Consider the following 18,390-nt stretch of genomic DNA (forward strand, 5'->3'; position numbering starts at 1 on the left):
AGTATAGATAGAAAGAGGACATGAAAAGCGTATGAGATATATTGACGGACTACATGAGGGTGAAACAATCAGGAACATTTATTTGTGCAAAGGAAAACGTTCTGCTGAGACGAGAAATGGGAAACCATATGACAATCTGCTGCTTCAGGATAAGACAGGAACTCTGGACGGAAAAGTATGGGATCCGAATTCACAGGGGATTGCGGATTATGATGAAAAAGATTTCATTGAGGTATACGGAGAGATTATTCAGTATAATGGCAATCTTCAGATGAACATTAAACAAATAAGAAAAGCACAGGAAGGAGAATATAATCCGGCGGATTACATGCCTACTACAGAAAAGAGTGTGGACAGGATGTATGAGGAACTGCTTGCCTATATTCGTCAGATTTCGAATTCTTATCTAAAACAAGTGCTGGAATATTATTTTGTCAACGATACAGAATTTATCAAGTCGTTCAAAGAACATTCTGCGGCAAAGACGGTACATCATGGATTTGCCGGAGGACTTTTGGAACATACGCTAAGTGTGCTCCATCTCTGTGAATATTTCGCGGGAGCGTATTCTATTTTAAACAGGGATCTGCTGTATACAGCGGCGATTTGCCATGACATAGGAAAGACGAAAGAGCTGTCTGCTTTTCCTGATAATGATTATACCGACGAGGGACAGCTGATTGGACATATTGTCATTGGGATTGAAATGCTCAATGACGCTATCCGTTCCATTCCGGATTTCCCGGAGAAGCTTGCCAATGAGCTGAAACATTGTGTCATTGCTCATCATGGAGAACTGGAGTATGGTTCTCCGAAAAAGCCGGCGCTTGCAGAAGCGCTTGCCTTAAATCTCGCCGACAATGCGGACGCGAAAATGCAGACGCTGACAGAGATTTTTAAAGGTAAAACAGGAACAGACTGGCTGGGCTACAACCGTTTGTTTGAGTCAAATTTAAGAAAGACATCGATATAATTTTGGAGAAAAAACATGCAGAAAAATGAAATTGTGAGAGTCACAATTGAAGATATTGGAATGAATGGAGAAGGTATAGGCAGAGTAAATGGCTATACCTTATTTATTAAGGATACGGTGATCGGCGACAAGGTTGAGGCAAAAGTGATGAAGGCAAAGAAGTCCTATGGTTACGCGAGGCTTCTTAAAATTATACAGCCTTCGAATGACCGAGTGCCTGCGCGCTGTGCATTTGCCAGGAAATGCGGCGGCTGCCAGATTCAGGAAATGGCGTATAAGAAGCAGCTGTTGTATAAAGAACGGAAAGTAAAGGAGAATCTGGAACGGATAGGGGGATTTGCCAAAGAGACGATTGAAAAGGTGATGGAACCAATCGTAGGAATGGGAACATCAGCAGTGCAGCAGCCAACCGTAGAAGAAAACTTGACGCCTGGAGCTAAAAGTGCATCTGACATTGTGTTCGGATACAGGAACAAGGCGCAGTTTCCATTTGGGACGGATAAGGAAGGAAATCCAATTACTGGATTTTACGCCGGAAGAACACATACGATTATCGCAAATACGGACTGTGCGCTGGGCGTGCCGCAAAATCAAGAGATTTTGGAAACGATCCTTTCTTTTATGAAAAAATATAAGATTTCTTCCTATGACGAAAGAATAGGAACAGGACTGATTCGTCATGTGCTGATTCGATATGGCTTTAAGACAGGGGAATTGATGGTCTGCCTTGTAATAAATGGCAGAAGGATTCCTCATGCAGATATTTTGATAGAGATGCTAAATACCGTAGAAAAAATGACGAGTATTACGATAAGCACTAATATGAAGCAGACAAATGTAATTATGGGAGATACCTTTGAGGTTCTCTGGGGACAGGACCATATAACGGATTATATAGGGAATATAAAATACGAGATTTCGCCGCTTTCTTTCTACCAGGTCAATCCCGTACAGACCGAAAAGCTGTATGGACTGGCGCTGGCATATGCGGGACTAAAAGGGACGGAAACTGTGTGGGACTTGTACTGTGGAATTGGGACGATTTCTCTTTTCCTCGCGCAGGGGGCAAAACAGGTATACGGTGTAGAGATTGTCCCCCAGGCAATAGAGAATGCCAGAAGAAATGCCAAGTGCAATGGTATCGAAAATACGCAGTTTTATGTGGGGAAGGCAGAAGAAGTCCTGCCCAGATATTATGAACAGTACGCAGAAACACATCCGAGAGAAAGTGCGCACGCGGATGTGATTGTTGTAGATCCGCCCCGAAAGGGATGCGACGTGGCGCTGCTTGAGACGATTGCAAAAATGCAGCCAGAAAAGATTGTGTATGTAAGCTGTGACTCCGCGACGCTGGCACGGGATTTGAAGTACCTGTGCGGGCGGGGGTATGAACTGAAGAAGGGGAGGGCGGTGGATATGTTTCCACATACGGTGCACGTAGAAACAATTATAAAATTATCCCGTAAAATCAAGGAAAATCAGAAAGCATAGAGCCTATAAATGACGTTTTGCCTACCTCCTGCCTACCAAAATCTAAACGGTAGGCAGGTTTTCTTTTTATGATGTGGCTTGTATGAACAGCTTGACAGCGTCATCTTTCATTTTGTCTGTATTAAATATATAACGCTCTAGCGTGGTTTTCAAGTCCCTATGCCCCAGGCGTTCCATAACGGTTTTTGGCTGCGCGCCGTTTTCGGCCAGTATGGTTCCATGTGTATGCCGCAGACAATGACTGTGAAAAAATGGGTTATTCAGTTCATTATGGACAACGCGGGCGCAATACTTGAATGATTCGGGAGTAAGCAGCAGCCCGTTTTCCCGGACGGACAGCGGCATGATTTCAAGGTACGGGGCAGAGACGTCCGCAGGTGCCTGTATTATGCTGCCGTCTGGCTTTACATAGGACTTGGTAAAGTATTGGCCATATTTCATTTGATTTAATTTCCGGGTATGGATTTCAGCCTTTAGAGCGTCCGCATATACTGGGTCTATACGAATATCACGCACAGAGTTATATTTTGGCGGCCGGTAATACCAGCCCTTCCCTTCTTTGGCCAGTTGGTGCCTTATATGCAGTGTATTCGTCTTAAAATCAATATCCTGAAGCAAATCAATACCGTAAGTCTCGCCGATTCGTGTACCGCAGTGATAGCCGGTTAAAATTGGGAGGTGAAAAATATTCCCAGCCGGAAAGCGTGCCAGAATAACCGCGTAATCTTCTTTTGTACAGATATATTCCGTATGTGCTTTTCGCTCTGCTTTGACAGCGATTCTAGGCGTTTTTACATAAATACAGGGGTTTCCCTTAATGTACCGGCAGGGCTGTACTGCGTAATTCAGCGCACCGGACAGGCAGCAGAGCATATTCTTGACCATGCTTTGCGAGTAGCCTTCATCTTTCTTTTGGTCGATCCATTTCTGTACTATGTCCGATTCTAAAGAGATAAGGCGGTACTTCCCCAAATGCGGCTTGATATGCAGGTCGATTTTATTCTTATAATCCCTCTGCGTATTATATGACAGGTTTCGCATGACGTAATTTTCATACCAGTAGTCAAGGAAATCCGCTACGCTGATTTCAGATGGCTTGAAAATTCTCCCGGCGTTCTCATATTCTGCCTTTGCTTGCGTGCCTGCGGTTATAGCTTCCGCTTTGGTGCGGTATCCACCTTTTGAAATCGGCTGTCTTTTACCGCCTATCCGGGCACCCTCAAAAGACCATTCCCAATTCTTGCCGCGTTTTCTTGTTCGTAATTCTCCCATGTATACCATTCTCCTTTCATAGCTGGCGGGCTGTGGTTAAAGAATGATATTTGACATATTCCAGAAGATTGACTATAATATACTTAACAAGGGAGCCGTTGGTCAGAGTACACCTGACCGCTGGCAAAATAAAGTTCTAAAAATAGCGCCTTAGTTTACCAGACGAGGGGCGCTATTTTTTGCGTTTAAATGTTACAACAAGGGTTATAACAGCGCAAAGCATAATTACAAATGTGAACAAGTCAGAGTATGTAACCATAAGCACCAACCCCCTTTCTGTTCGTCCAGCGGTTGGCGTAGCACCTCAACGGTTCCCTTAGTAAGTATATTATTGTCAATGTACAGCGGAAAACTCCACGCTATTTACAGAACGCAATTTTGCGTTGTGTGTCCAATTTTGGACTGGGCTATTCGGTGTCTTTTCTCTGGCTTTTAATAAATTCGGCAAACTTCCTAATTTGTTCTAGTTCTTCCTCTGTGTATTCATCACCGTCAAAATGTGCGGCGATAGTGTCTATATTTTTAAGGCCGTCATCGTGGTTATCTTTAGGGATATTGTCTTTAAAATCTTTTTCCCCGAATAATAGATAACTAGCAGAAACGTTAAGATAAAAGGCAATTTCATCTATTGCCTCAAGTGATATGCTTCTACTGCCATTTTCCCATAGTGCTATAGCTGTTTGAGATACCCCCATTTTTGCCGATAATTCTTGTTGTGTTATTTTTTTGTGTTGCCGAATCTTTTTGATTCTGCTGCCAACTTCTATATCTCTATCACTCATATCAAAAAACCTCCTTATTAAGGATAATAACAAATTGAAATAATACTTTCAATATCATCTTGACAATATTACAAAATGATATTATAGTAATATTGCAAAAAGAAATATTGCAAAATGATATAAGGAGGTACGCAAATATGAAAATCAATGACGCAAAGTTTGAAATCGCTCTTGCCAACAGTGGTTTGACTATTGGACAGGCGGCAGAGCGAGCAGGAATCAGCAGACAGCGCTATGCTATGATTTTGAATCAGAAGAACGCTATGCCGCAGGCTGTCGGAAGGATTGCCAAAGGCGTAGGCGTAGACGTAACAGACATCATTGAAACAGACGACTAACTACTATGGCGGGCTGTGGTTAGGGAATGGAACGGACAAAACAAACGAAAGGAGAGGAAAGCAAATGGCAGTACAGGAGTATAAGCCGATTTATACAGCGAAAGAAGTGTCAAAGCTGTTGCAGGTCAGTATTAACACAGTGTACCAGCTTATGAACAGCGGGGCACTTCCTTACCTGGTACTAGGTTCAAAGAAGATTAAGGGAAGCGACCTGGAACGTTTTATTGAAAGGTATCCGGTAGAGCAAGTGACGCGAGATGAAAATACTAGAGCAAGTGCCTAATGATGTTTTTGCTCAAATTTGCGCGGAAATGGAATCAATGGAGCAGTCCGGGGAATTTGAACAGTTATTCAATAACAACCCTGCAAAACCTACGCACCAATTTACAAGAACAGACTTTATGCATTCATTCAGCGCGGATATGAAGCTGTATAAAAGCACGTTTAAGAGAATCTTAGGCTATGACATCACAACGCCAGGATTCGCAGAGGACGCGCTTACACGGCTTGAATGGTTAGGGTGCAGCAGGGCGCGGGAGTATTATGAGACTGTAAAAGCGGAATGGCAGCAGGAACATGACGCACAGATGAAGAGCGTGGCGCATTGGTATAAAGGACAGTGTGAAAATGAATGGGAAAGTATGAAAAGAAAGGCGGTGAGGGAAAGAATTGGAGACCGAAGAAAGTCAGAATATAAATTTGAAGGATTTCCAGAAGATTGGTAAGAAGAGTGATGAACCTTATGACATACTTGATGATAAAATTGCGGAATACATAACGCGAAAACAGTTAAAAGTGTTCATTTTAAACGGCATTCCGTACATATATAGGCGCGGGTATTATCTGCGAGATGATGACGGGAAAATACTTAAGGCACATATAAAGAAATTAATCTGGCCGGAACTGATCACAATCGGAAGAATAAACCGAGTATATAACTTGATTCTGGCAGATTACAGACTGACAAAGAAAAATGAAGAGATTAACCAATACCCAGCGCACTGGGTCAACTTTAAAAATGGGATGTATGACCCGGTATTAGAAATCATGCATCCACACAAGCCGGAATACTGTTCTATCAATCAAGTTCCGCATAAATATGATTCAAACGCAGAATACAGCGGAACTGTTGTAGAGAAATTCCTTGAAGGAATATTCCCGGACAGGCAAGACCGCGAAATGTTTCTTACGTTTTGCGGGTACTGCATGACAGCAGATACAAGCCTACAGAAGTTTTTAATTATTATCGGTGTTCCGGGATCGGGAAAGTCAACGGCTATTAATCTTTTGATTGACGCAGTAGGCGCTGAAAATGTGAGCTGCATTACTTTACAGGATTTGAATGAGCGTTTCACCCCAACGGAGTTATTAGGTAAGCTGCTCAATGCCTGCGCTGATTTACCAAAGAAAGCACTGGAGCAGGTGGACGCGATCAAGCGGATTACTGGGGAAGATTTAGTAAAGGGAGAGTATAAAGGCGGTAAGGTGTTTGCGTTCCGCAGTTATGCAAAACTGATCTTTTCAGCTAATGAAATGCCTGTCAATCTTGACGAAAAGTCAGATGCTTTTTATAGACGTATGCTCTCTATTGAGGTTATGCAGAAGGGGGAAGATATTCCCGATCTGAAAGAGGGGCTTGCTTACAGTATGCCGGGATTTATCCGGGAGTGTATGGCGGCTCTGACAAGGCTATACACCACAAGACGGGAGATAGACAGCCCGAACAGTAAAAGGCTGGTGCATGAGTATCACAGGGAATCAGACAATGTACAGGCGTTTCTTGATGATCGGATCGAGTGGAAGCCGGGCGAACGGATAGAACGGACAGAGTTATTTAAACTCTACGAGAACTATTGTTATTTCAATCAGTGGACGCCATTGAGCAGCAGGAGCTTTTACAAGAACCTTAGAGGTAAGGGGTACCGAGATTACATGTCAAGCGGGAGCAGATACTTTGGAGATATGTGCTCTCAAAGAGCACTTACAGAGCAGGAAAGGGCAGATTTCAGACAAGCTACACTTGAAGAAAATACCGTATTTGCTGAAAATAATCCGAAATAGAGCAGAAAGAGCAGGAAATTTTAATTTCAAGTATAAGAGGGTAAAAAGAAATTATATAGTTGCTTTACACCTATATATAGATAGAGTTAAAAAAATGTGCTCTTTCTGCACTGATAGAGAAAGGAGAAAGAAAAATGACAAAAAAATATAGAGAAATTATAGATGAATTTTGTGAAGTAGCAGGTGATAATGATTCTTTTGCGTTGGAGGTGATGAAAATAGAACAGCTAAAACGAATAGCAGACGTGCTGGAGGATATAAACGGCGCCCTTATCAGCATGGGCGGAGATATTGAGGCCCTGGGCGAGTGCGTAGGTACAATACCTACACCATATACAAAGGGAAAAGCGTGCCGTTTCCTGCATATTGGCGGCAGTATAGACACCGGAGTATAAAGAAAATAGCCCCATAGGGCAGTACTCTCTACGGGGCAATATATCCTTAAAACGCTGGCGGGCTGTTGAAAGGATACAAGTACATGATAACAGAGTTTTAAAGAAAGGAAAAGGGAAAGATGGAAAAACGGGTTGCAGAATTGACGATCGAAGATTTAAAGCTTTTTACATATCCTAATCTTATGGCAGAGGTAAAAGAAACAACTTATTCTATATGTACCATAGCGGAGCACATGGGGCTTCCGAAACCATATCGGGAGTGGAATGACCCGGAAACATGGGACAAACTGACAGGAAAGACAGAAATATTGTGCGGTGAGGCGTTCGGGCTTGCTAATTTATTTGGTGTTTCAGCAGAATATCTTTTTAGTCATGAATTGAAAGTTGTTTGTGGAGAAACAGCGGCGCATTGGCGGTGGCTTGATAGAAAAGAAGAGGTAAAAAAAGATATTGAACGCAGCAGGCAGGTAAGAGAGATAGAAAGAGAATTAAGAGAAAAGCCGTATCTCCTCACATTTATGAAAACTGCTGTAACCTGGGATAGCGAACAAATTAATGATTTTATCAAGATGATTGAGAAAAGGAAAACAGCATAATAAAAAGCCCATACCCTTCCCAGTGAGCTGCGGCAACAGCAAAACCAGGGCGGCAGAGGATTAAAACAGAGAAGTGAACGGAGCTCCGGTTTGCTGGTAATACTGCCGGAGCATTTAGGAATAAAAAGACTGCCCTCCTGCGGATGGTACGCCAATACTGGAAGCAGGCGGCAGGAAGAAAGGAGGAAAGGCATGAGCGTAAGAATAAAGGTGTCTTACACAGAGGATAAAGAGCTGCCGGAAATTCTCCGGTTACTTTCTCCAGTGGTAAAAACATACAAGATACAGCCACAGAAGGGACGGTATAAGAGGGCGTACATTTTAACGAACAACGGAGGAACTACGGGAAACGCAACGCATAGGGGGCAGAATATCAAAACAAACAAAAATGGGGAGACAGATTGATATATTTTAATGTTTTGTTCGCTTTAAGTATCCGAACGTTTGCAACGTTTTAATGAGTTGTTATGCTATCATTTTGTTGTTTAAAATGCTTGTTACGCGTAGAATATTTTGATATAATTGATACAGAACAAATAGAATATATAAGTACCCCAGCAACTACCTACCTTCGTTGTTGGAAGCTGATATATAAGGCGTGGGAATGACTTACAGATAGAAATATCTAAAAGTTATTCCTGTGCCTTTTTGTTTGTTCTACATTCGTTTTTCATTAATTACCAATAGCCGACCGGGCGTTAAGCGGGGAAAGGAATTATACACATGGAAAATCAAAACATGGAAAGTCAGACAATGGCGCAAGAAGGACAGCAGGAAGGAACAAAAGCTAATCAACAGCCTTACCAGCAGTCAGAAAAACTGTTCACACAGGATGAAGTGAATAGGATTATAGGTGAAAGGCTTGCAAGGGCAAAGAGCACGCCGGGGGCAGATTATACGGAACGTGAGCAGGCTCTCAATGCAAGGGAACTGCGGTTAGATGCCAGGGAGAAACTGGCAGATGCAGGAATATCAAAAGAACTTTTACCTCTTGTAAATTGCAGCAGTAAGGAAGAGATGGAAAATAGTATAAAACTCATAAGCGCGCATTTAAAAGAGCGTCCTGCTACAGGGGGAACTTATCGGGTATCAACCGGAGGCGCCTCTACAGGGTCAGGGAATGGGCATGGAAATGCAGGGGACGCTGAAATACGTGCAGCTATGGGACTGAAAGGATAATGTAAAATGGCAATAGAATTAGTAACCAAATATTTGCCGTATGTAGACGAACAGTTTACAACTGAAAGTAAAAAGCAATTAGTAACAAATCAAGACTTTGCTTTTGCTGGGGCGCATACGGTAAAAGTTTATAAGATTTCAACCGGGACTATGAACGACTACGGTCGCACTGGCCCAACGGGTGAAAACTGGTCGAGATACGGTAAAGTACAATCTTTGGACGCAACGACAGAGACCATGACACTTTCAAAAGACCGTTCCTTTACCTTTGCTATTGACGCATTGGACGAGGACGAAACAGAAGGGCAGCTTGAAGCAGCGTCCGCTTTGGCCAGACAGGTAAGACAGGTTGTTATACCGGAAGTAGACACATATGTATTTGACAAAATCTGTAAAGGCGCAGGAACAAAACCAACAGCGATTACACTGACGGCCGATAATATTTATGATGAAATCATAAAGGCAAGTAAAGAGCTGGATAATGCGGAAGCCCCGGAGACAAACAGAGTTCTTGTAGTAACGCCGGATATTTATTTGTTGATGAAAAAGTCCCCGGATATAGTCTTAGAAACCGACATAGGGGAAGATATGAGACTGCGGGGCGTGATCGGAAATCTGGACGGGTTAACGGTAATCCGTATGCCCGCGTCAAGATTACCGGAAAATTTTGGATTTTTGGTAGTCCATCCATGCGCAACAGTGGCACCGACGAAACTGGAGAGTTACAAAACGCATGATAATCCACCGGGAATCAGTGGCGCACTGGTAGAGGGGCGTATTGTGTATGACGCTTTCGTACTGGACAACAAGAAAAAGGCAATCTATTATCAGGAAAATAAGGCGTCAGCGTAAGGCAATAACTTAATATTGATAAAAGCACCCTGGGCGTTTTCTCCTTGCGCCTGGGGTGTTTTTGAAAGGTGGCGTATATGGTGGACAATGAACAGCTAGTTGTCAGGATAAAAGCAGGAATACAGGAAGCAGAAAATATGCTGCAACTTTGGAAGCAAAACCAAAAATTTATTGAAATGCTGGCGGGAAAGTATGCGGCTTATGCAGAGACAGAGGACTTGAAACAAGAAGGGTATATTGCCCTATGTGAGGCTGTGCGGCATTATAAGCCGGAAAAAGGGGTATTGTTTATCAATTATGCCGCGTTTTGGATAAAGCAGCGTATGCGCCGTTATATAGATAATTGCAGCCGGGTTGTGCGTATTCCATCACATATTGTGGATGAAGTACGGCAATATAAGAAAATAGCCGGAGAATATAACAAGCATTATGGCTGTGAACCGTCTGACAGGGAGATGATGGCTTTTTTGTATATTAGCCAGGATAAACTTGACCAGATAAAAGAAGCGGTTCAAATGGGGCAAATACGAAGCCTTGACGAACCAATACAGAAGATGGACGAAAGTATAAATATAGGGGATACTATATCAACTGATAAGGATATGGAAGCGGATGTTATAAAGGCGTTAGATACAGAGAACATGAAGCGTGAATTGTGGCTTGCGGTAGATGACTTACCAGGGGAGCAGCCTGCTCTTATCCGGTTAAGATACCGAGAAGGATTGACGGCAAAAGAAACGGGTGAACATCTTGGAATAGGGGCAGAAAGCGTGAGAAATCTTCAGAATAAAGCCATGAGAACACTTAGACAGCAGGCGCATAAATATACATACCGCCGATATTATGAAGAATATCTTGCAGCTGCTCCAATCCATCATATAGGCATTGAGAGCTTCCAGAGGACATGGACAAGTGAAGTAGAAAGAGAGGCGTTGAGATGGGCAGAAAAGGAATTGGAATATATTTGATGAAGAACCATGAAGGGTATCACGATCCGACAGCAGGAAAGGCAATCAGGCGGACGGCTCGTCATAAGGGAAGATACAGAGGTAGCGAAACGCGACCTTTGACGTACCTGATCGGAGAGATGCCAGGCTTTCCAGTGATACTGAAATAGATGTTGTGCGCTGTTTGCGCTTATGGTAATATATGAACAGGGAAACCAAAGCCGGGCGGCTTACCCTCTGAATTTTTCGGAGGGGCAAACCCTCCAGACGAAAGAAAGGAGGGTTGCCAATGAATATTACATATTCGGATTTAATCCAATTTTGTATATTTGTTGTTGCCCTTGTTGGTCTGTGTTATCAGATTTTCAAGGGAAAGAAATAGCCGCCACTACTGCAATAGTGACGGCTTGCCGCTTGTAGCGGTGTAGCTTAGTTGGTATTGAGGGTAAGCCGCTTTTGGTTTCCCTTTTCTATTCATAATATAGCATATTGGCCGTAAATATTCAAGGAAAATTCGTAGTAGACATTGCCTACATTTTGCCTACCATGTACAGATTATGTATGATTATTGGTTGCGGAAATGAGTGATTGAGCGAATAAAGGAAACTGAAAAAAGCCTTGTTTTACTGCGTTTTCAGAGATTATATGTTAAACTATATTAAATAGTACAAGGCATATTCTTTATACGGTGCATGTGGAGACGGTAGTAATGTTGCAAAAGAAAGACTTATAGAAGTTTAGGTGTTTTACAGACATTTTGTGTTTGTAGAAGATAAAGATGGAAATCGAAAAGTGGCACGAGAAATGTTTTATTATAATCCTGACATGATTATTTCTTTTGGGGAAAATATAATAGATTATCATGCTTGAAAATAAGTGCATACAATCATTAGAAGAAATACCAAAAGACTACATAACGCCTTGCGGGGGTGTGTAGACAAGTGTTGCATGAATTTTGTGGGGAGGATGCACTGCTGGTATTGCTGGTAAAAGGAAATGGGGAATGGAAAGAGACTTCGCTTAATGAACTTCTTCCCAACAGTTTTTCCCTGGAATAAAAGTATCCTTATAAGCAGGAAGCTATGGAGGAAATGCAATGTCTAATATAAGAATTGAGACAGAAAGATTAATAGTAAGAAGATTTGAAGAAAAAGATATGGGAGCGTTGTATTTACTTTTGAAAGACGAAACAGTGAATACGTTCTTACCGTGGCTACCTGTAAAAAATATGGAAGAGACAAGAGATTTTTATGAAAAACAGGTTAGGGGTAAAACATATTATTATGCAATCTGTCTAAGAGAAGAAGATGAACCGATTGGTTATGTAAAGGCCGATACAGATGATAGTTATGATTTTGGATATGCACTTCGCAAAGAATTTTGGCACAAGGGGATAGTAACTGAAGCAAGCAAGATACTCGTGGAACAGCTGCGAAAGGATGGAATTCCCTATATTACAGCGACACACGACAGAAATAACCCGCGAAGCGGTGGAGTAATGCAGAGGATAGGAATGAAATATTGCTATTCGTATGAAGAGCTATGGCAGCCTAAAAATTTTTTGGTTACATTTAGAATGTATCAATTAAATTTGGACGGACAAGAAGACAGAGTATATAAAAAATATTGGAATCTCTATGAAAGACATTTTATAGAAAAAGGCATATAAAGAGATGTGCTATAGCTTTCTCTAAAAATGTATGCTTGTAAGGGAAATGGAAAATGCGTAGTGAAGAAGAAATGTTTGATTTAATTATAAGTACTGCTCAGAAGGATGACAGAATACGCGCTGTTTATATGAACGGCTCCAGAACGAATAAGAAGGTGAAAAAGGATATATTTCAAGACTATGATATTGTTTATGTAGTCAGGAAAAACAAGCCTTTTTATGAAGAAACAGCTTGGATCGATATTTTTGGAGAAAGGCTATATATGCAGTGTCCTGATGAGATAGACCGCTGTAATGGATTTCATGTTGATTTTGATAAATGCTATGGCTGGCTGATACAGTTTAAAGACGGAAATCGGCTTGATCTGCATGTGATACCGGAAGCAGAAGTAAAGGTGCTAGATGATAAATTATGTGTAATTCTATTAGATAAAGATGGAATTCTGCCAACAGTATCAGAGCCTACGGATGAGGATTACTGGATAAAAAAGCCCACACAAAAAGAATTCGAGGCCTGCTGTAATGAGTTTTGGTGGTGTCTGAATAACGTTGCAAAGGGATTGTGGCGTGAAGAAATTCCATATGTGCATAAAATGCTTTATGACGGAAGCCATCTGGAATTAGTAAAATTGTTGAATTGGAAAATAGGCTATGAAACAGAATTTCGGATTTCAACAGGAAAGGCGTCTAAATATTTGCAAAAATATTTAGATGGAGATATATGGAATCGATTTCTTGACACATATGCCAATGGTAATATAGATAACATTTGGCATAGTGTATTTGTTATGTGCGAATTGTTCAACGATACTGCATGTGAATTGGAACGGCGTTGGGGACATACTTACAATTTAAAAGAAGCAGAGGCAGGTTATAAATTTTTAAAGCATGTGCAGACACTGCCCAAAGACGCAAAAGAGGTTTTTTAGAAAGAGTATTGTATTTTAACGCGTAGCTTTGCCCTGCGTCTTTTTACTAAAAGAAGCAGGGCAGGAAATAGGGATTATACTTCTGCGTGATAGATGTCTAAGAACTCTTCTTCTGTTAGAAGGCCTCGTTTTTCAATTCCTTTTTCTTTTACTTTTGCTAAGATGGAAGTGATTTGTTCTGCATTTGCAGAGAGATTTAGTTTGTCAAGAAAATATTCAATAGAAGCTTTTCCACTCTTTTTACCAAGTACAATATCTCCTTCGCGGCCGAAATATCGTGGATCTGTAGCATACATAGCAAGTGGTTGCTTTACGACAAGATCGATACCAATTCCAGATTCACGGGTATAATTACGAATACCGGCTACAGGTTTGTTATTTGCGAGTTTTACACCAGAGATTTTTTCAACTTCTTTGCACATTTGCGGAAGTTTTTCTATTTTATAATCATTAGGCATGTCCATCATAATCTTCATGCACATCATGAGTTCTTCAAGAGAAGCATTTCCGGTTCGTTCACCTAACCCATTAATACATGAATGTACACAACTAGCGCCTGCGGCTATAGCGGCTAATTCTGTTGCAACTGCCATGCCAAAGTCGTTATGTGTATGTACTTCTACAGGGAGATCATTGGTCATTTTTTTCATCTTTTTAACAAGGTATTCTATTGTCTGTGGCATTGCACAACCCATTGTATCCACTACACCAACGGAAGTTGGAGCTGCCTCTTTCATAATCGCAGCCATCAAATTTTCTAAATCTTCTACTCTGGAACGTGTTGTGTCGTACGGGAAGTAAACAGCTTTCAGGCCCTGGCTCTTCGCATAATTTATACAGTCAGCACTTTTTTCAAATACTTTTTCCCATGTCCAATCAAATTGATATTTTAATTTTGGATAGCCGATTGGAACTTCGATGACAACACCATTTGCGCCGCAGTCTACAGCCATATCTATATCTTGGCGTGTTGCACGAGCAAATGTATAAATTTCCGCTTTAAGATTTTTCTTGGAGATTTCTCTGATGGCGTCCTGGTCCATTTTGGAGACCGCCGGCATACCTGCTTCAATTCTTTCTACACCGATCTGATCTAACATTTCTGCGATGCGCACTTTATCATCTTTAGTGAATACTACACCAGGAGTCTGCTCTCCATCTCTTAGGGTGGCGTCATGGATTTCTACTTTTTGTCCTGCAGTCATCAGTGATTTTACTTCATTTAGATCATTGTATGGGCTAGCCCACCATGCATCTTCTTTAAAATACGACATTGTTTTTCCTCCTTTTGTATATACCTTTATTATACATTTAAGAAATATTAACATATTATGTTAATACCTTTATGATAATTTCATCATACCTCTATATCTATTAGAAGTCAAGAGAAAATACGAAATAAGATATACGAAATATAAGGGCTGGAAGAGAAAGATCGGGAGTATGAAATAGAATGAAAATACAGAGAAATAGAAGAATGACACAGAAAAAAATATTCCCGACAGGAGTGCCTGTCGGGAATATTTGCTGAGAAATATATATCTGTTTATCAAAGAATAAATCTATATTATAAAAAGTTCTCCTGCGAAATACTTGTCTGCTTGGAAGCCTCGGTTAACATACGTCCTTGCATGATACGCAGATGATCGGTATTTAAACTATATGCTTTTTTATAATTTCTATCTTTTAATGCATTCAATATTTTTTTATGATAAGAATAAGAATGCTTTATAACACCTTCCACAGCGCTGGAGCGCTGGAGCTGTTCTTTTACAAACGGACTTAAGGCACTCCAAAACTGAAACAAAAACTCGTTTTTAGAGAGCATAATCAACTGGGAATGAAAATCATAATCTAGCTTTGCATATTCCTCTGGAGATTCACAGTTTTCCTGTTTTTTAAGATTTTTTTCAATAAAAACAAGAGCTTTTTCATCTAATCGTTCTGTAGCCAGTCGAAACGCTTCGCGTTCAATACAATTTCTGGCTTCAATATAATGAGAAAGCTGATAATTTCCGATTGTAAATAGAGAACGGATTGCCTCTCTTACGTTAGAGTTATCATCTGCTAAAGGCGGAAGAGAGGATTCTTCTACAGAAGAATCCTCGCCTTCTGCTGATTTTTCATCAGAAGTAAGAATAGACATCGCAGTATTGGCATCTACTACATAAGTTCCGTTTCCCTGTTTAATAGAGAGTATTCCAAAATACTCTAACTTTTTAAATGCTTCACGGAGCGTTGTTCTGCTGACTCCAAATTCTTGAGTTAACATTTTTTCAGACGGGATTTTTTTCCCTTCTTTAAAACGTCCGCTTTTAATTGCTTCTATCATCTGTTCTACGACAGCGTCTACCAGTGTAACACGTTTGACGTGTAATGAATTATTATTTGGCATGAGTATTTCACCATTACTTTCTTTCCTATATCTTTCCATATAATAATACCATACAACTCCCTTGAAAATCAACAAAATTAGAATTGCTTGCCAAACATGACCTGGAGGAAGCTGTTTGCTTAAGGCCAGATTCCACGCAGGTTTTTAGCATCTATAACGCGTTTGACAGCGATCAGATAAGCACCTGTCCGTAAGGTGGTCCCTTTTTCTTGGGAAATATCCCACACGGACTTGAAAGCTTGATCCATAATTTCTTTTAATTGTTCATTTACATGTTCTTCACTCCAGTTTACAGATTGAATGTTCTGTACCCACTCAAAATAAGAAACAATGACACCTCCAGCATTTGCCAGAATATCAGGCACCAGTATGATGCCCTTCTTTTTTAGGATTTCGTCGGCTTCCACAGAGGTTGGCCCGTTGGCTCCTTCGACAATGACTTTGGCTTGAATCTTGTCTGCATTTCCAGCGTGGATCTGATTTTCCAGCGCCGCGGGGACAAGAAGGACAGTATCCAGTTCAAGAAGCTCTTCATTGGTAATATGAACGACATTTTCCTTCTTATAATCTTTTAAGAGATTTCCTCTTTTTTCGGATAAATATTGAATAATATCCGGGATATCTAATCCGTCGGCGCAGTAAAGTCCGCCGGAGACGTCACTTACTCCTACTACTTTCATGCCCGCCATATGTAAAAGCTTTGCAGAAACGCTTCCGACATTCCCCATTCCTTGAACAGCTACGGTTGTTCCTGATATTGGCAGATGTAAAGCGCGAAGAATATTAAGAGCAGTAATCATAACTCCCCGTCCGGTTGCCTCACTTCTGCCCAGGGCCCCGCCTAATTCCAGGGGCTTACCGGTGACGACACCTGGAACACAGTGCCCTTTGAGCATGCTATAGGTATCCATGATCCATCCCATGACATTTGCATTTGTGCCTACATCAGGAGCAGGAATATCTTGTTCAGGTCCTATAATAGGGGCGATCATAGCTGTAAAGCGACGAGTAAGACGGCGGATTTCCGCTTCAGATAGTTCGGAGGGATCGCAGACAATTCCGCCTTTACCTCCGCCATAAGGGATATTTACAACGGCGCATTTAAAAGTCATCCAAGCTGCAAGCGCTTTTACCTCATCTGGGTTTACGTTTTGATGGTACCGGATACCGCCTTTGGCAGGCCCCCTGGAAGTGGAATGCTGCACACGGTATCCTTCAAAGACTCGGACGCTTCCATCGTCCATACGCACAGGAACAGAAACCTTTAACTCTCGTTCTGGATGCAGGACAGCTTCGTAATCGCTGGAATCATATTGCAGAAGTGAAGCGGCATGCTTTACAGTTGAAACTACATTATCGTAAGGATTGTATTTTTCAGATGTTGTACACATTCTAATCTCCATTCTGCACCACTGACGCTTGAGGCGCAAATATAATAAAGATGGTGTGCGTCATTCACCATAACTCATTTTTGATATTTATGTTAGAGCTTTTCAAGTACTGCAGTGTTTACAATCCAATCTGCTTTCTCACCCTTAAGTACTTTGACCATCTGTTCTGCTGACTGAACAGCCATTTTTCTGGAACCACTGACAGTAAGGGCAGAAGAATGAGGACTGATAATAAGATTTTCCATAGAAAACAATTTCTGGTAAGTATCCAGAAGTTTTCCGTCTTTATCCGTTGGTTCTGTTTCAAAGACATCTAGGGCAGCACCTGCGATAGTTTGGTTTTCCAACGCTTCTATAAGTGCCTTTTCATCTACGATAGGGCCACGGGAACAATTAATAAAATAAGCAGAAGGCTTCATTTTCGCAAACTGTTCCTTACTCATCATATGGATAGTTTCTTCTGTCTGCGGCGTATGGAGCGTTACGAAATCTGCATTCTTCAATACACTATCCATGTCAGGCATCATTTTTGCTCCGTATTTTGCGCCGTCTTCCGGACTCAGACGTGGATCATACGCGATTACATTCATGTCGAATATATTGCAGTATTTGGCAACAATGCTGCCTATATGTCCGAGACCGATGATGCCAACTGTTTTTCCTTCTATATCATCGGGTTTATAAGTAACTTTGATAGCAAAATTTCCTTTCTTTTGTTCTTTGTCTGCGGTCATTATTTTGCGGCCAAGCATCAGGATGTACATCATGGTGTGTTCTGCAACGGATACAGTGGCGGCATGCGGAGTATTTGTCACGATGACGCCCTGCTTTGTTGCGGCCTCAAGGTCGATCAATTCAGTACCAATACCGTGACGTGCGATAACCTGAAGATTCGGGCATTTTTGAATCATTTCAGAGGTCAGACGGTTATGGCGGACAATGATTCCATCTATGGATTCATCCATCATAGAAAGAAGTGTTTCCGGTTTTGGATCTGGTGCTAGTACAACCTGTTCTATTGCGTCCTCAAGTATTTTCATGCCGTCTGGATGGATGAATTGAGTGATAAGGACTTTTTTCTTAAGTTTCATATAGATACCTCCTGTTAAGTTGACATATG

Annotated in this window: 21 protein-coding genes; 15 read left to right on the top strand and 6 right to left on the bottom strand. The window is 41.3% G+C overall.

Annotation, left to right across the window (positions count from 1 at the left end; all coding sequences use genetic code 11):
* Positions 1 to 31: 31 nt before the first annotated feature.
* Entirely contained in the window at positions 32 to 973 is a 942-nt protein-coding gene (locus tag ACZ5C4_RS01535) for a 3'-5' exoribonuclease YhaM family protein (RefSeq protein WP_464519506.1), read from the top strand.
* 15 nt (positions 974 to 988) lie between these two features.
* On the top strand, positions 989 to 2,464 hold the full coding sequence (gene rlmD, locus ACZ5C4_RS01540; protein ID WP_464519507.1) for a 23S rRNA (uracil(1939)-C(5))-methyltransferase RlmD: 1,476 nt from the start codon (positions 989 to 991) through the stop codon (positions 2,462 to 2,464).
* Between the two features lie 66 nt (positions 2,465 to 2,530).
* Here rlmD and ACZ5C4_RS01545 read toward each other — a convergent pair whose 3' ends face one another.
* Positions 2,531 to 3,736: a tyrosine-type recombinase/integrase gene (locus ACZ5C4_RS01545; protein ID WP_464519508.1), complete on the bottom strand. Its 1,206-nt coding sequence runs from the start codon at positions 3,734 to 3,736 to the stop codon at positions 2,531 to 2,533.
* Positions 3,737 to 4,143: 407 nt separating this feature from the next.
* Positions 4,144 to 4,518: a helix-turn-helix domain-containing protein gene (locus ACZ5C4_RS01550; RefSeq protein ID WP_464519509.1), complete on the bottom strand. Its 375-nt coding sequence runs from the start codon at positions 4,516 to 4,518 to the stop codon at positions 4,144 to 4,146.
* 137 nt (positions 4,519 to 4,655) lie between these two features.
* Between ACZ5C4_RS01550 and ACZ5C4_RS01555 the strand changes: the two genes are divergently transcribed.
* From ACZ5C4_RS01555 to ACZ5C4_RS01615, 13 genes are all read left to right on the top strand, one after another.
* Positions 4,656 to 4,856, top strand: coding sequence for a helix-turn-helix domain-containing protein (locus ACZ5C4_RS01555; protein WP_464519510.1), 201 nt, complete (start codon positions 4,656 to 4,658; stop codon positions 4,854 to 4,856).
* Positions 4,857 to 4,920: 64 nt separating this feature from the next.
* Positions 4,921 to 5,139 (top strand): helix-turn-helix domain-containing protein, encoded by a 219-nt coding sequence (locus ACZ5C4_RS01560; RefSeq protein WP_464519511.1) that lies wholly within the window; start codon positions 4,921 to 4,923, stop codon positions 5,137 to 5,139.
* Complete coding sequence (locus tag ACZ5C4_RS01565) at positions 5,114 to 5,581, top strand: hypothetical protein (protein ID WP_464519512.1); 468 nt, start codon at positions 5,114 to 5,116, stop codon at positions 5,579 to 5,581. Before ACZ5C4_RS01560 ends, ACZ5C4_RS01565 begins: the two co-directional genes overlap by 26 nt.
* Positions 5,526 to 6,917: a DNA primase family protein gene (locus tag ACZ5C4_RS01570; protein WP_464519513.1), complete on the top strand. Its 1,392-nt coding sequence runs from the start codon at positions 5,526 to 5,528 to the stop codon at positions 6,915 to 6,917. The genes ACZ5C4_RS01565 and ACZ5C4_RS01570 overlap by 56 nt, the downstream gene beginning before the upstream one ends.
* 134 nt (positions 6,918 to 7,051) lie before the next feature.
* On the top strand, positions 7,052 to 7,312 hold the full coding sequence (locus ACZ5C4_RS01575; RefSeq protein WP_464519514.1) for a hypothetical protein: 261 nt from the start codon (positions 7,052 to 7,054) through the stop codon (positions 7,310 to 7,312).
* Positions 7,313 to 7,431: 119 nt separating this feature from the next.
* Positions 7,432 to 7,908: a hypothetical protein gene (locus ACZ5C4_RS01580; RefSeq protein ID WP_464519515.1), complete on the top strand. Its 477-nt coding sequence runs from the start codon at positions 7,432 to 7,434 to the stop codon at positions 7,906 to 7,908.
* 192 nt (positions 7,909 to 8,100) lie between these two features.
* Positions 8,101 to 8,313: a hypothetical protein gene (locus ACZ5C4_RS01585; protein WP_464519516.1), complete on the top strand. Its 213-nt coding sequence runs from the start codon at positions 8,101 to 8,103 to the stop codon at positions 8,311 to 8,313.
* Between the two features lie 318 nt (positions 8,314 to 8,631).
* A complete protein-coding gene (locus tag ACZ5C4_RS01590; protein WP_464519517.1) occupies positions 8,632 to 9,087 on the top strand; it encodes a hypothetical protein in 456 nt (151 codons plus the stop codon).
* Positions 9,088 to 9,093: 6 nt separating this feature from the next.
* Positions 9,094 to 9,939 carry a hypothetical protein gene (locus tag ACZ5C4_RS01595; protein WP_464519518.1) on the top strand — a complete coding sequence of 282 codons (846 nt, stop codon included), beginning with the start codon at positions 9,094 to 9,096 and terminating at the stop codon, positions 9,937 to 9,939.
* A gap of 77 nt (positions 9,940 to 10,016) precedes the next feature.
* Entirely contained in the window at positions 10,017 to 10,907 is an 891-nt protein-coding gene (locus ACZ5C4_RS01600) for a sigma-70 family RNA polymerase sigma factor (protein WP_464519519.1), read from the top strand.
* Positions 10,877 to 11,056 carry a hypothetical protein gene (locus ACZ5C4_RS01605; RefSeq protein ID WP_464519520.1) on the top strand — a complete coding sequence of 60 codons (180 nt, stop codon included), beginning with the start codon at positions 10,877 to 10,879 and terminating at the stop codon, positions 11,054 to 11,056. Before ACZ5C4_RS01600 ends, ACZ5C4_RS01605 begins: the two co-directional genes overlap by 31 nt.
* Positions 11,057 to 11,982: 926 nt before the next feature.
* Complete coding sequence (locus tag ACZ5C4_RS01610) at positions 11,983 to 12,555, top strand: GNAT family N-acetyltransferase (protein WP_464519521.1); 573 nt, start codon at positions 11,983 to 11,985, stop codon at positions 12,553 to 12,555.
* Positions 12,556 to 12,608: 53 nt separating this feature from the next.
* Complete coding sequence (locus tag ACZ5C4_RS01615; protein WP_464519522.1) at positions 12,609 to 13,484, top strand: aminoglycoside 6-adenylyltransferase; 876 nt, start codon at positions 12,609 to 12,611, stop codon at positions 13,482 to 13,484.
* Positions 13,485 to 13,558: 74 nt separating this feature from the next.
* On the opposite strand, the gene ACZ5C4_RS01620 is transcribed toward ACZ5C4_RS01615, so the two are convergent.
* The 4 genes from ACZ5C4_RS01620 to ACZ5C4_RS01635 form a co-directional block, all read right to left on the bottom strand.
* The gene (locus tag ACZ5C4_RS01620; RefSeq protein ID WP_186876114.1) at positions 13,559 to 14,758 is read right to left on the bottom strand and encodes a homocitrate synthase/isopropylmalate synthase family protein; all 1,200 of its coding nucleotides are present in this window, start codon (positions 14,756 to 14,758) and stop codon (positions 13,559 to 13,561) included.
* A gap of 293 nt (positions 14,759 to 15,051) precedes the next feature.
* On the bottom strand, positions 15,052 to 15,879 hold the full coding sequence (locus ACZ5C4_RS01625; RefSeq protein WP_464519523.1) for a FadR/GntR family transcriptional regulator: 828 nt from the start codon (positions 15,877 to 15,879) through the stop codon (positions 15,052 to 15,054).
* Positions 15,880 to 15,998: 119 nt separating this feature from the next.
* Positions 15,999 to 17,270 (bottom strand): Glu/Leu/Phe/Val family dehydrogenase, encoded by a 1,272-nt coding sequence (locus ACZ5C4_RS01630; protein ID WP_464519524.1) that lies wholly within the window; start codon positions 17,268 to 17,270, stop codon positions 15,999 to 16,001.
* 92 nt (positions 17,271 to 17,362) lie between these two features.
* Positions 17,363 to 18,361, bottom strand: a complete 999-nt coding sequence (locus tag ACZ5C4_RS01635) for a hydroxyacid dehydrogenase (protein WP_464519525.1) — start codon at positions 18,359 to 18,361, stop codon at positions 17,363 to 17,365.
* Positions 18,362 to 18,390: the final 29 nt, after the last annotated feature.

Source organism: Mediterraneibacter flintii (assembly GCF_055387595.1).